14 protein-coding genes are annotated in these 13,312 nt (G+C 67.9%); 9 read left to right on the forward strand and 5 right to left on the reverse strand.

Going from position 1 to position 13,312, the window contains the following annotated elements:
* The first annotated feature begins 53 nt into the window (after positions 1-53).
* Together tatB and tatC are read left to right on the forward strand one after the other, a co-directional pair.
* The gene (gene tatB, locus ASC70_RS12395; protein ID WP_056050423.1) at positions 54-653 is read left to right on the forward strand and encodes a Sec-independent protein translocase protein TatB; all 600 of its coding nucleotides are present in this window, start codon (positions 54-56) and stop codon (positions 651-653) included.
* The gene (gene tatC, locus ASC70_RS12400) at positions 650-1,564 is read left to right on the forward strand and encodes a twin-arginine translocase subunit TatC (protein ID WP_056050425.1); all 915 of its coding nucleotides are present in this window, start codon (positions 650-652) and stop codon (positions 1,562-1,564) included. The genes tatB and tatC overlap by 4 nt, the downstream gene beginning before the upstream one ends.
* Here tatC and ASC70_RS12405 read toward each other — a convergent pair.
* A complete protein-coding gene (locus tag ASC70_RS12405; RefSeq protein ID WP_056050427.1) occupies positions 1,561-2,520 on the reverse strand; it encodes a TolB family protein in 960 nt (319 codons plus the stop codon). The genes tatC and ASC70_RS12405 overlap by 4 nt on opposite strands.
* Before the next feature lie 172 nt (positions 2,521-2,692).
* On the reverse strand, positions 2,693-3,166 hold the full coding sequence (locus ASC70_RS24970) for a hypothetical protein (RefSeq protein WP_056050428.1): 474 nt from the start codon (positions 3,164-3,166) through the stop codon (positions 2,693-2,695).
* Positions 3,167-3,537: 371 nt separating this feature from the next.
* Between ASC70_RS24970 and serS the strand changes: the two genes are divergently transcribed.
* The 4 genes from serS (at position 3,538) to ASC70_RS12430 (ending at position 8,474) form a co-directional block, all read left to right on the forward strand.
* Positions 3,538-5,022, forward strand: coding sequence for a serine--tRNA ligase (serS, locus tag ASC70_RS12415; RefSeq protein WP_056050430.1), 1,485 nt, complete (start codon positions 3,538-3,540; stop codon positions 5,020-5,022).
* Complete coding sequence (gene surE / locus ASC70_RS12420) at positions 5,019-5,813, forward strand: 5'/3'-nucleotidase SurE (RefSeq protein WP_056050432.1); 795 nt, start codon at positions 5,019-5,021, stop codon at positions 5,811-5,813. The genes serS and surE overlap by 4 nt, the downstream gene beginning before the upstream one ends.
* On the forward strand, positions 5,810-6,478 hold the full coding sequence (locus ASC70_RS12425; protein ID WP_056050433.1) for a protein-L-isoaspartate(D-aspartate) O-methyltransferase: 669 nt from the start codon (positions 5,810-5,812) through the stop codon (positions 6,476-6,478). The genes surE and ASC70_RS12425 overlap by 4 nt, the downstream gene beginning before the upstream one ends.
* A gap of 94 nt (positions 6,479-6,572) precedes the next feature.
* Positions 6,573-8,474: a LysM peptidoglycan-binding domain-containing protein gene (locus tag ASC70_RS12430; RefSeq protein ID WP_056050436.1), complete on the forward strand. Its 1,902-nt coding sequence runs from the start codon at positions 6,573-6,575 to the stop codon at positions 8,472-8,474.
* Between the two features lie 54 nt (positions 8,475-8,528).
* On the opposite strand, the gene ASC70_RS12435 is transcribed toward ASC70_RS12430, so the two are convergent.
* On the reverse strand, positions 8,529-8,777 hold the full coding sequence (locus ASC70_RS12435; RefSeq protein WP_056050438.1) for a hypothetical protein: 249 nt from the start codon (positions 8,775-8,777) through the stop codon (positions 8,529-8,531).
* 147 nt (positions 8,778-8,924) lie between these two features.
* Here ASC70_RS12435 and ASC70_RS12440 point away from each other — a divergent pair, with 147 nt between their 5' ends.
* Positions 8,925-9,851 (forward strand): alpha/beta hydrolase, encoded by a 927-nt coding sequence (locus tag ASC70_RS12440; protein ID WP_056050441.1) that lies wholly within the window; start codon positions 8,925-8,927, stop codon positions 9,849-9,851.
* Positions 9,852-9,866: 15 nt separating this feature from the next.
* Here the strand turns inward: ASC70_RS12440 and ASC70_RS12445 are convergent, their stop codons facing one another.
* Positions 9,867-10,343 (reverse strand): GNAT family N-acetyltransferase, encoded by a 477-nt coding sequence (locus ASC70_RS12445; protein WP_056050443.1) that lies wholly within the window; start codon positions 10,341-10,343, stop codon positions 9,867-9,869.
* Between the two features lie 36 nt (positions 10,344-10,379).
* Complete coding sequence (locus tag ASC70_RS12450) at positions 10,380-11,231, reverse strand: ATP-binding protein (protein ID WP_056050620.1); 852 nt, start codon at positions 11,229-11,231, stop codon at positions 10,380-10,382.
* A gap of 119 nt (positions 11,232-11,350) precedes the next feature.
* Between ASC70_RS12450 and yajC the strand changes: the two genes are divergently transcribed.
* Positions 11,351-11,656, forward strand: a complete 306-nt coding sequence (yajC, locus tag ASC70_RS12455; RefSeq protein ID WP_047404473.1) for a preprotein translocase subunit YajC — start codon at positions 11,351-11,353, stop codon at positions 11,654-11,656.
* Positions 11,657-11,715: 59 nt separating this feature from the next.
* Positions 11,716-13,311, forward strand: a complete 1,596-nt coding sequence (gene secD, locus ASC70_RS12460) for a protein translocase subunit SecD (protein WP_056050445.1) — start codon at positions 11,716-11,718, stop codon at positions 13,309-13,311.
* Position 13,312: the final 1 nt, after the last annotated feature.

Below are 13,312 nucleotides of genomic sequence, written 5' to 3' on the forward strand. Positions count from 1 at the left end.
ACGATCCAACCTCGCGGGGAGCGCTCGAAGCTCCGCCGCTCTAAGGCGCGTCCATGCTTCCTGATATCGGCGGCACCGAACTCCTCGTCATCGCCGCCGTCGCGTTGATCGTGGTCGGTCCCAAGGACCTGCCCGCTCTGCTGCGCAAGCTCGGCCAGTTCGTCGGCCGCATGCGCGGCATGGCGTCGGAATTCCGCGCCAGCTTCGACGAAATGGCCCGTCAGTCCGAACTGGACGAGCTGCGCCGCGAGGTCCAGGCCATGCGCGCCGGCCAGTTCGCCAATCCGGTGCAGGCGGCGACCGACGCCGGCCGCGCCGAGGTCGACGGCGTCTTCGCCGACATCGACGCCTCGCTGTCCAGCGGCGCGACCCAGATGCACCCCTATGCCGGGGGCGAGATCCACAATCCTGCCCTGACCACCGACAATTCCATCCTGCCGCCGCAACCGGCCGCCGAAATCGTCGAAAAGCCCAAGCGCGTCGCGCGCAAGAAGGCTGTCGCCGAGCCGGCGATCGTCGAGCCGGCCAAGCCGGTCCGCAGGGCGCCGGCGAGCAAGAAAGACATCACCGTGGAAGCCCCCAAGGCCGCTCGCGCGCCGCGTAAGCGCGCCGCCAAGGCCGGCGGCTCGACCGCTTCGGACATCGTCTCGTGAACGACAAGGCCATCGGATACGAACCCGAGGACGAGATCGAGTCCTCGCGCGCCCCGCTGCTGGATCACCTGATCGAGCTGCGCATGCGCCTGATCGTCTGCGTCGGCGCGATCGCCGTGGCGTTCGGCGTCTGCTTCGCCTTCGTCAAGCCGATCTTCCTGTTCCTGGTCCGCCCGTTCACGGTGGCCGAGGGCCTGAAGGCCGTGCAGGACGCCGGCGGCGGCCATCACGGCTCGTTCGACCTGTTGCTGGCCCTGGTCGGCATCAAGAAGGTTCCGGCCGCGTCGCTGGCCGACATCACCCTGCAGGCCACCGCGCCGCTGGAGCAGTTCTTCACCAACATCAAGTTGTCGGCGTTCGGGGCGATCATCATCGCCTTTCCGATCATCGCCTGGCAGCTGTACCGCTTCGTCGCGCCGGGCCTGTACAAGAAGGAACGCAACGCCTTCCTGCCGTTCCTGATCGCCTCGCCGGTGCTGTTCCTGCTGGGCGCGTCGCTAGTCTATTACATCATGCTGCCGTTCGTGCTGTGGTTCTCGCTGAGCCAGCAGATCGTCGGCGAGGGCGTCAAGGTCGTGCTGCAGACGCGGGTGTCGGAGTATCTGACCCTGGTCACCACCCTGCTGCTGGCCTTCGGCCTCAGCTTCCAGCTGCCGGTGGTGCTGTCGCTGGCCGGCCTGGCGGGTCTGGTCGATTCCAAGATGCTGCGCGGCGGCCGGCGCTACGCCATCGTCGCCGTGTTCGTGGTCGCCGCCGTGGTCACCCCGCCGGACCCGATCAGCCAGATCACCCTCGCGGTGCCGCTGTGCCTGCTCTACGAGATCTCGATCTGGTGCGTGTGGCTGATCGAACGCCGCCGCAAGCGGGAAGACGACGAAGCCGAGGCCGGCACGGACGTGGTGGCGCTCTAAGGCCGGATCGACTCGGCCTTCAGCCGCGCCAGCACGGCTAGCGGAAGCGGCGTCGTCCAGATGTTGTACTTGCCGTTGTTCCAGCCCAGGTCGTTCCGCGGCTTGTCCGTCGCCAGGCGCTCGCTGCTGAAATAGAGGCGATGGCCGTCGGGCGACAGGCGCGGCTCGGCGTCCGATCCCTTGGCGTTGACCCGCGGGCCCAGGTGGACGGGACGCCCCCAGTCGCCGTCGCCGCGCCTGAAGACGATGAACAGATCCATCGAGCCGACCGCGATGTCGGGATCGCGCCGCGAGCCGAAGACCAGGAACGACCCGTCGGCGGCGACCGCCGGGTCGACGTCCGACACGCCCTCCTGGCTGAACGGCATGCGGCGCGGGGCTTCATAGGCGCCGTCGCGATAGCGGGTCTCGTAGATGTGGAAACGTCCCGACGGCTCGGATGGACGCATGAAGTAGAGGCTGCCGTCGGCCGCCACCGCCGGCGCGAAGGTCGAGCGGCTGATGTTGAGCGCGTCGGGCAGACGGGTAGGGCGGCTCCAGCCCGAGGGCGTGCGATCGACCCGCCAGAGCGCCCCGCCGCCTTCGGGCCAGTCCTTGCCGGCGTAGCGCCCGTTCAGCATCGGCTCGCCCGGCCGCTGCGGACGGTTCGAAATGAAGATCATGAACGCGCCGTCGGGAGACATCGCCGGCTCCATGTCGCCATAGCGTCCGGAAAACGGCGCGATTTCCGGCGAGGTCCAGCGTCCGGCGACCCGGCGCGATACGTAGATCGCCGGATAGGGACGACCTTCACCCACGCTGCGCCCGAAATAGACGGTGCGACCGTCAGGCGTGAAGGCCGGGGCAGCATCATGGACGGGGCCGGAAATAACCCCCGGTTCCCACGGCATCGGCGTCGCCAGATCGGCGGCAGCGGTCGAAAGCGCGAGCGCGGCGGCGAAGGCGGCGGGGATCATCGGGAGCGCTCTCGACGGCGAGGGACGCTCGGTAGTTGGGGACGACGGCCGAGCTTGGCAATCACGCTGCGACGAGCGGCAGGTCGGCCCACCACGAAAAAAGGCCCCGCGACCGTGCCGCGAGGCCTCTTTCCCGCTCAAATACGCGAGCGACTTCTGTCGGCGTCGAGCCTTAGACGGCGGCGCCCATGCGGACTTGCAGCTGGGCCTTGGCGGCGCGGACGGTGTCGGTCACGCAAGCCTGATAGGTGACGACGCTGAAGTGCGGGTTCTGGGCCTTGCACACGGTCGCGGCGGCCGTGCGGATTTCGGCGTGGATCTGGTCGCGGGTCTTGCCCTTCAGCGAGATGCGGACGACCGAGACGGTTTCGGTGGCCGGGGTCTTGCCGGTGTCGCGAACGCGCATGATCGAGGCCAGCTGGCGGTGTGCGCTCATCAGGGCGTTGTCGACGCAGTCCTGGGCGACGATCTTGGCGTCGGCGGCGCAGACGGTGTTGGCGGCGGCCTTGATCTCGTTTTCGATCTGCACCGAGTTCTTGCCCGCGATCGAAACGCGAACTTCGGTGCTGATGGTCTTCGCGCTGGCCGGGGCGACGGCGGTGGCGGCGGCGATGGCGAGGGCGGCGAAAGCGGCGAACGTCTTCATGGGTCTAAAATCCTTCGAATGATCGGATGCTGGCCGGGGAGGGCCTTGATTTGTAAGCACACTGAATTGGACGCGGCTTTTCGGCCCTCTGGATTAATCTGGGGTGTGGAAGCGCGGATAATTTTCGTTAACAGGCGGAGAATTCATGCAGCTTGGCCGTAAAACGGCGAAATGATCGTCTTTTGAACGTGCGTCATCCGGTCGCATGTTTCGTATTTTCGGGTTTTCGCGCAATGACGAGCGGGGCGGCGGCCCTCGCGGCCGGATCACGAAGCCGTTGAGACGCGGGCCGCCGGCCCGGAAAGCTTGGCGCCCCCGCCGACGCGCCTTAGAGAGGGCGTTTCTCCTCGACTTCTCCCGAGCTGCGTTCGATGCACGACATCAAGGCCATCCGCGACAATCCCGATGCTTTCGACCGCGCGTGGTCGGCCAAGGGTCGGTCGGGCGCGGCCGCCGAGGCCGTCAAGCTGGACGCCCAGCTGCGCGCGGCCCAGACGGCCCTGCAGGAAGCCCTCTCTGCCCGCAATGCCGCTTCCAAGGAGATCGGCATGCTTATGGGGCAGCTAAATAAGGCCCGTCGGGAGGAGGATATCGACGAGATCGCCTTCCTAGAAAGCAAAGTCGCGGAGAAGAAGCTGGAGGCGCAGCTTGATACTGCGCCGTTGGTGGATGCCGAACGCGAAGCGCAGCTGAATCTCACTCTGCTATTGGCGGGGCTCCCCAATATTCCGGCCCCCGAGGTTCCGGCGGGTGAAGATGAGAGCGGTAACGAAGAAAAGCGCCGCTGGGGCGATGCGAGCATGCTGCCGGCGGGGCGTCTGAATGCCCCTAAGGACCACGTTGATCTTGGAGCGGCCTTGGGCGGAATGGACTTCGAGGCTGCCGCCCGCATGAGCGGCGCGCGCTTCGTGGTCCTAAAAAAGGAAATCGCGCGCCTGGAGCGCGCCATCGGCCAGTTCATGCTGGACCTGCAGACGGTCGAGCACGGCTACACCGAAGTGAGCCCGCCGTTGCTGGTCAAGGGCGAGGCTCTGTTCGGTACGGGTCAATTGCCGAAGTTCGAGGAAGATCTCTTCAAAGCCTCATACTTGGACCTCGAACGGTTTTGGCCGGACTATGAAGCGGCGCGAGATGCGCAATTCGAGGAATTTCGCGAGAAGCAGATTCCCCAGATCGATCGCGCGATGCTTACGATGGTGCGTCAGCAAGAATGGAAAAAGCGCCTCTATGATGAGTATGGCGAAGTTCGCTACCTCATCCCCACCGCCGAAGTCTCCCTCACCAACATCGTCCGCGAGCAGCTGGTCGCCGAGGAAGAGCTGCCGATGCGGCTGACGGCCCTGACGCCGTCGTTCCGCGCCGAGGCCGGGTCGGCCGGCCGCGATACGCGCGGCATGATCCGCCAGCACCAGTTCTACAAGGTCGAGCTGGTCTCGATCACCACGCCCGACCAGTCCGACGCCGAGCACCAGCGCATGGTCGAGTGCGCGGAAGCCGTGCTGAAGAAGCTGGAGCTGCCGTTCCGCACCATGCTGTTGTGCGCGGGCGACATGGGTTTCGGCGCCAAGAAGACCTACGACCTGGAAGTCTGGCTGCCGTCGCAGGCCATGTATCGCGAGATCAGCTCGTGCTCGAACTGCGGCGATTTCCAGGCCCGCCGCATGGACGCCCGCTTCCGCAAGACCGGCGAGAAGGGCGGCCATTTCGTCCACACTCTGAACGGCTCGGGCCTGGCCGTCGGCCGCACCCTGGTGGCCGTGCTGGAGAACTACCAGGACGAGGCCGGCCGCATCCACATCCCGGCGGCGCTGCAGCCCTATATGGGCGGGCTGACCCACATCGGGGGCGCCGCGTGAGGATTCTCCTCACCAACGACGACGGCATCCACGCGCCCGGCCTGCTGGCCCTGGAGAAGATCGCCCGCGCCCTCAGCGACGACGTCTGGATCTGTGCGCCGGAGTACGAGCAGTCGGGCGCCAGCCGGGCCCTGACCCTGTCGGACCCGATCCGCGTGCGGAAGCTGGACGCGCGCCGCTTCGCCGTCGAGGGCACGCCGACCGACTGCGTGATGATGGCCGTGCAGCAGCTGATCGACGGCCCGTCGCCGGATCTGGTGCTGTCGGGCGTCAACCGCGGTCAGAACCTCGCCGAGGACGTCACCCTGTCGGGCACCGTCGCCGGCGCGATCGAGGGCATGGCCCACGGCATTCCGTCGATCGCCCTGTCGCAGGCGATGAACTACTTTCACGACGAGATCGTCGCCCATTGGGAGACGGCCGAACATTTCGGACCGGGTATCGTCCAGCGCCTGCTGGAGGTGGGTTGGCCGGCCGACGTGGTCATGAACGTCAACTTCCCGGCGCGCCCGCCGCAAGAGGTGTCCGAGGTCGAGGTCACGCGCCAGGGCTTCCGCGAGGGCCTGCTGCGCAACATGGAAAAGCGCACCGACCTGCGCGGTCGCGACTATTACTGGATGGGCTTTTCGGCCAAGGCGTCGGAGCCGGTCGAGGGCACCGATCTGCGCGCGGTCTACGACGGGCGCATCTCGGTGACGCCGCTGCACATCGACCTGACGCACCACCAAAGCGTTCATGCCTTGAAAGGCGTGCTGGGCGGCGCGCCCCCGAAACTGAAGGTCGGCGCATGACCGGACGGACGACCAAGGCCGCCGAGAACGCCAAGGCCGACCTGCCGCGCCTGATGCAGGCTCTGCGCGACCAGGGGGTCACCGATCCCCAGGTGCTGAAGGCCATCGAGACCACGCCGCGCGACCTGTTCACGCCGGACCTGTTCAAGGACCGCTCGTGGGAGGATTCCGCCCTGCCGATCGCCTGCGGCCAGACCATCAGCCAGCCCTATATCGTCGGCCTGATGACCCAGGCCCTCACGATCGAGCCGCGCTGCCGCGTGCTGGAGATCGGCACCGGCTCGGGCTACCAAACCACCATCCTCAGCAAGGTCTCGCGCCTGGTCTATACGATCGAGCGCTATCGGACCCTGATGAAGGAGGCCGAAGGCCGCTTCCACAAGCTGGGCCTGACCAACGTCATCACCAAGTTCGGCGACGGCGGCGAAGGTTGGGCCGAACAGGCGCCGTTTGACCGCATTATGGTCACGGCTGCGGCCGAAGATGATCCGAAGAAGCTGCTTTCGCAGCTGAAACCCAACGGCGTCCTGGTCGCGCCGGTGGGGAAGGGGCCTGTCCAGAGCCTCCGTCGCTACGCAGGCGACGGCAAGGGGGGCTTCCGGGTCGAGATCCTGTGCGACGTGCGCTTCGTGCCGCTGCTGGCCGGCGTCGCCAAGGACCAATGAGGGTTGGAGAGCGCGGTGTTCGCGCTCTTCGGTGTTAAAGATTGATTCACCCTGGCGGAGCCTTGTGAGGGGCCCCGGCGGGAAAGGAGACGTTATGAGGCAGTTGTGGACGCAAGCGGCGGTGATCGCCCTGACGGCTGGAACGCTCTCCGCCTGCGCGACCGACACGCCGCAGTACGCGGCGCGTGAAGGTCAGGCGCCCGCGCCGCAAGGGCGGATGCCGACTCCGAACTTCCCGATCGTCCAGGCGCCCGCGGCCTCGGCGCCGCAAGCCGCCGCGCCGACCCAGAACACCTCGAACGAAAGCGACGCGGCCGCCGTCCTGCCGCCGCCTCAGCCGATCATCCAGAGCCAGTCCCTGGCCCCGGTGAGCCAGTCGGAGCTGCCGCCGCCCACGCCGGCGCGGACCCCGCCGCCGCAACCCGTCCTGCGCCCGGTTCCGCCGAAGACCGTCGTCACCACCACCGTCACCGGTTCGGTGGTCGAGGTGGCCGGCAAACCGCAGGTGCATGTCGTCAAGTCCGGCGACGCCCTGGACGCCATCGCCCGCGGCATGGGCGTGACCCGCGCCGAGCTGGTCAAGCTCAATGACCTCGAGGCTCCGTACCGCCTGAAGCTGGGCCAGAAGATCAAGGGGCCGGCCCAGGATCAGAAGGCCTATGTGGTCCAGACCGGCGACACCATGTTCGCCATCGCCAAGCGCTTCAACATCACCCAGGCCGCCCTGGCCGAGGAGAACGACCTCAAGACCGGCGCGGCCATCAAGAAGGGCCAGAAGCTGCTCCTGCCGGACGGCTTCAAGGACAAGGGCCCGATCAAGACCACGACGGTGATCCCGGGCACGCCGGGGTCGCAGACCTCCACGGCCAGCGCCGAGCCCGCGCCCCTGCCGGCGACCACCCGTCCGGGCGCGTCGTCGCGCCCGACCTCCCAGCCGGCCTACGAGCCGCCGACGCCGACCACGGTCAGCACCACCTCGCTCAGCGTCACCGGTTCGGTGGTCAGCGTCGCGGGGCCGCGCCAGGTCCATACCGTCAAGTCGGGCGACACCCTGACCTCGATCGCTCGCGGCTTCGACCTGAGCGTCAAGGAACTGGCCGACGCCAACGACATCAGCACCAGCAAGCCGCTGAAGCTGGGCACGAAGATCAAGGGCCCGGCGACCACGTCCAAGGCCTATGTCGCCCAGAACGGCGACACCCTGGCGGCCATCGGCAAGCGCTTCAATGTCAGCGTCAAGGCGCTGGCGGCCGAGAACGACCTGCGGACCAGCGCCACGATCAAGAAGGGCCAGAAGATCGTCCTGCCGGACGGCTACAAGGACAAGGGCCCGATCAAGACCACCACGACGGTGGCTCGTCCGGCGCCAGTCGAGCCGTCGAACACCTACGCCAAGGTCGAGTCGCCGACCCCGCGGCCCTCGGCGCCGCCGATCGGCGCGTCGCCGGCCCCCACGCCGTCCAACCCCGTCCCGTACACGCCCAGCTATTCGCGTCCCAGCGCGCCGATCGCCGCCCAGCCGGTGACCCCGCCGTCATCGACGCGTCCGATCATCGAGAGCAGCGCCGCCCCGACCGAGGCCGAGATCATCGCCTCGGGCAAGGGCCGGTTCGCCTGGCCGGTGCGCGGCGAGATCATCTCCACCTTCGGCGCCAACGGCCCGGGCCAGCGCAACGACGGCCTGGACATCCGCGCCGCCCAAGGCACGCCGGTGCTGTCGGCGGCCGACGGCAAGGTGGCCTATGCCGGCAACCAGGTCCCGAGCTTCGGCAACCTGGTCCTGGTCAAGCACGCCGACGGTTGGGTCACCGCCTACGCCCACCTCTCCAGCATCAACGTCAAGATGCAGCAGGACGTGCGCCAGGGCGAGCAGCTGGGCGCGGTGGGCTCCACCGGCGGCGCCAACGAGTCCAAGCTGCACTTCGAGATGCGCTACGCGCCCACGGTCAAGGACAAGGCCAAGCCGGTCGATCCGGGCCTGGTCCTGCCGCGCTAAGGCTTTCGTCGCTGAAATTCGGACGGCCCGCTTCGAAAGAGGCGGGCCGTTTCGCTATTTGCCGCCCCATCGCCACAGCCAGGGGCCGTCGCTCTTGAGCCAGGCCAAGGCGATGACGCCGACGATCAGTCCGCCGCGAAGCGCGGGATCGATCCAGGGATGCGCGCTGGTCAGGGCGCCGGGCAGGAAGCGCACGCCGACTATGGCGGCGGTGAAGACCGCGAGCAGCGCCCAGCCTTCCCAGCTGCACGGAAGGCCCGCGCCGACGCCGTATCGCTTCGTATGAAACCAGGGCTTGCCCATGGTCGCCTCCGATGATGTCGCGGCATTATCTCACGGGGTGCGTCCACAGGAAACTCGCGACGGGGCCATACGAAAAAGTCCGCCGCGAACGACTCGTCCTACGGTCGCGGCGGCGTCCGGACGATGTCGTGTTGAGTGGAGTTTCGGATGACGTCGCGCCTGGTCTTGCCGATGGCGGTGCTGGCCCTGGGCCTGGGGGCGTGCGGCGCCGAGCCGGCCAAGACCACCGAGGGCGCGGCGGGCGCGATGTCGGCCTCGCCGGCCTCGTCGGCCGATGGCGGCTTCGTCATCGAGAACAGCACCGTCATCCCGATCCGCGCCAAGGCGAGCGGCCGCGACTACGAGATCTTCGTCAAGACGCCGCCCGGCTACGGCAAGCCCGAGAACGCAGGCCGGCGGTATCCGGTGATCTACCTGACCGACGGACCCTACACCTTCCAGGTAGCGTCGGCGGTTTCGCGCCTGCCGTTCAGCCAGGGGCGTTTCAACGAGTTCATCGTCGTGGGCCTGTCATGGGCCAAGGGCGACGCCCCAGCCGACAGCCGCCGGCGCGACCTGACGCCGTGGCGCGATCCCGCGATCAAGGGCGAGACCGGCGGCGGCCAGGCGCACTTCGACTTCCTGAAGGGCGAGGTGCTGCCCCTGGTCGAGGGGCGCTATCGCGTCGACCCGGCCGCCCGCACCCTGGCGGGACAGTCCTATGGCGCCCTGTTCGGCCTGTGGATCGCGTTCAACGCGCCGGGGACGTTCCAGAACTACGTCCTGACCAGCCCTTCGATCTGGTTCGCGGGCCAGCGGATCCTCGCCGACGAGGCCGCTTACGCCAAGGGCCACAAGGACCTGAAGGCGACCCTCTACCTGGCCACCGGCTCGCGGGAGCATCCCGGACCCGGCGGCTGCCCAGGCTGCGACAACGACATGATCGCGGGCCAGGCGCGGCTGGCGGCGGCCCTGAAGGCGCGAAGCTATCCAGGCCTGCGCCTGCGGACCGACGTCGTCGAGGACGGCTTCCACGAGACCACGTTCCCGGTGGGCCTGATCCGTGGGATGCAGTGGCTGTACCTGAAATCCTGAAGCCGTTGCCTGGACTCAGAGCGTGCGGGTCATGAAGACGCTGTTCGGGTCGAGCTTGTAGCCGCCGAACGGGGCGCAGGGCGTGAAGCCGTTGCGAGCGTACATTTCGCGCGCCGGGACGAAGAAGTCGCCGGCCCCGGTTTCCAGGCTCAAGCGCGACAGGCCCAGGCCGATCGCGTGGGCGACCAGGTGGTCCAGCGTGGCCTGGCCCACGCCGCGACGACGATAGGCGGCGGCCGTGTGCATGGATTTGATCTCGCCGTGCGTGGCGTCCAGCCGCTTGACCGCGCCGACGCCGGCCAGGTCCTGGCCGTCCCAAACGGCGAAGAAGTCGAGGCCGGCCTCGCGCATGGCGTCCAGCGGCATGACGTGGCAGCTCTCCACGGGAGCGGTCGACCGCATGGCCGCGAAGTGGGTGGCCAGCAGCGCCGCGACCCGGGCGTCGTCGAAGTCGCCGGGAACGATGCGGAAGGCGGGGGCGGTGATGTCCATGGGCTCGGGTCGTCGTGCTGTTGATGATCGGGTCGGTCAGCTCGGCAGTTTCACGCCCAACTCGCCGGCCAGGTCGCGGACGAACTGCCAGGCGACCCGGCCCGAGCGCCCGCCGCGCTGTTGCGACCACTGCAGGGCCCGGCGCTCGAGGTCCGGGGCGCGCAGCCCGAACTGTTCGGCATAGGCGCGGATGGCGCTCAGATAGGTCTCCTGATCCATCGGCGGGAAGCCGATCCACAGCCCGAAGCGGTCGGAGACGCTCATCTCCTCCTCCGCGTTCTCGGCGGCGGCGATGGCACCCTGGCGCTCGACATGGTCGCGCGGCATCAGATGGCGGCGGTTCGAGGTGGCGACGAACAGCACGTTCTCCGGCGGGCCCGAGACGCCGCCCTCCAGCGCCGACTTCAGGGCCTTGCCCGCCGCCGCGCCGTCCTCGAACGACAGGTCGTCGCACAGCACCACGAACCGCTCCGAACGTGTCCGCAGCAGGTCGAACAGCGGCGGCAGGGCGGCGACCTCGTCGCGGTCGACCTCGATCAGCTTCAGGACCGGGAATTCGTCGGCCAGGGTCACGAAGGCGGCCTTGGTCACCGAGCTCTTGCCGGTGCCGCGCACGCCCCACAGCAGCACGTGGTTGCTGGGCAGGCCCACGGCGAAGCGGCGCAGGTTCTCGACGAACCGGCCCTTCTGCCGCTCGATGCCGACCAGCAGGTCCAGCGACAGCGGATAGTCCGGGGCGGGGACGAAGGCGCCGTCCCTCGGCTCGTGCCGGAACAGGCGCGCGGCGGCGAAATCGGGCGCGGCCGGCGGCGGGGGCGCCAAGCGCTCCAGGGCGTCGGCGATGCGCGTAAGCAGGGGGGCGAGCGGGGGCGTGGACGCGTCGGTCATGGCGCGTTCCATACCCTTGTGCGGTCGCATTGCAAAAGGGGAGGCGAACGCATAGCTTCCGCCGACTTGGCGCGACCCTATGTCAGGCGGCGCGCCTTACGGAATTTCTCGGAGTCCCTATGTCCAATATCAACGCTCAAGTCCTGCAGCTGGCGCCCATCCTCCTGATGGTCGTGCTGTTCTATTTCATGCTGATCCGCCCGCAGCAGAAGCGCGCCAAGGAGCATCAGGCGATGCTCGGCAACCTGAAGCGCGGCGACAGCGTCGTCCTGTCCTCGGGCGTTCTGGGCAAGATCGTCCGCGTCGAGGACAAGGAAGTGGGCGTCGAGATCGCCCAGGGCGTCACCGTGAAGGTGATGAAGGGCATGATCACCGAGGTCCGCGCCAAGGGCGAACCGGCCGCGGCCAACGACGCCAAGAACTAAGGCGCACCCGAACCCCAAGCGAGGCGTTCCACGCGACGTCGCCTGAAAGTCACTGATCCATGCTGACCCTCTCCCGCTGGAAGATCATCGCCGTCACCTTGTCGGTGATCTTCGGCATCCTGTTCTCCCTGCCCAACGTCATCCCGCAGAAGACGTTGGACGCCATGCCCGGCTGGCTGCCGCACCAGAAGCTGAACCTCGGCCTCGACCTGCAAGGCGGCTCGTATCTGCTGTACGAGGTGGACACCGACGCCCTGCACCGCGAGCGTCTGTCCAACCTTCTGGAAGACACGCGCACCCAGCTGCGCAATGAGCAGATCCCGTTCGGCGAACTGGCCCAGCAGGGCGAGGTGATCAGCGTCCGCATCGGCGACGCCGCGCGCTTCAACGACGCCGTGAACCTGCTGCGCAAGAACCTGGGCGCCCCGCTCGCCGGCGTGATCGGCGGCAAGGACGTCACGGTCGCCAGCAAGGACGACAACCGCATCGAGGTCCGCTTCGTGGCGGAGGCCGCCAAGGCCGACGAGGCCAAGGCCGTCGAGCAGTCGATCGAGACCATCCGTCGCCGGATCGACAGCCTGGGCACCAAGGAGCCCTCGATCAACCGCCAGGGCACCAACCGGATCATGATCCAGGCGGCCGGCGAGAGCGATCCCGAGCGGCTGAAGGCCGTCATCGGCAAGACCGCCAAGCTGACCTTCCAGATGGTCGACGAGACGGTGACCCCCGAGGACATCCAGGCCGGCCGCATCCCGCCCGGCTCGGAAGTGCTGCCTGGCGACCGCTTCGCGCCGTTCTACGTCGTCAAGAAGCGCGCGGTGGTGTCGGGCGAGGAGCTGACCAACGCCTCCCAGACCTTCGACCAGAACGGCCAGCCGGCCGTCGCCTTCTCGTTCAACGGGTCGGGCGCGCGCAAGTTCGGCGACGTCACCCTGCGTAATCACGGCAAGCGCTTCGCCATCGTCCTCGACAAGAAGGTGCTTTCGGCGCCGGTCATCAACGACCCGATCACGGGCGGTAGCGGCATCATCACCGGCAGTTTCACGGCCCAGAGCGCCAACGAGCTGTCGCTGCTGCTGCGGTCGGGCGCTCTGCCCGCGCCGCTGAACCCGGAAGACCAGCGCACCGTGACCGCCGAGCTCGGCGCCGACGCCGTCAAGGCCGGCTCGATCTCGCTGGCCATCGGCGCGGTCTCGATGTTCGTGTTCGTGATCCTGGCCTACGGCCTGTTCGGCGGCTTCGCCGCCATCGCCCTGGTGGTCAACGTGCTGCTGATCGTCGGCATCATGTCGGTGAGCCAGGCGACCCTGACCTTCCCGGGCATCGCCGGCCTGATCCTGACCCTGGCCGTGGCCGTCGACGCCAACGTGCTGATCTACGAGCGCATGCGCGACGAGGCCAATGCCGGGCGAACGCCCATGGCGGCGGCCGACCATGGCTACAAGCTGGCCCTGACCTCGATCCTGGACGCCAACATCACCAGCCTGATCTCGGGCCTGATCATGTTCAGCTTCGGCTCGGGCCCGGTGAAGGGCTTCGCCTGGACCCTGGTGATCGGCGTGTTCACGTCGCTGTTCACCGCCATCTTCATCACCCAAGTGCTCATCGGCTGGTGGTTCAAGACCACCAAGCCGAAGAAGCTGCCGATCGCATAGG

The sequence above is a fragment of the Caulobacter sp. Root343 genome (assembly GCF_001425745.1).
Taxonomy (GTDB): domain Bacteria; phylum Pseudomonadota; class Alphaproteobacteria; order Caulobacterales; family Caulobacteraceae; genus Caulobacter.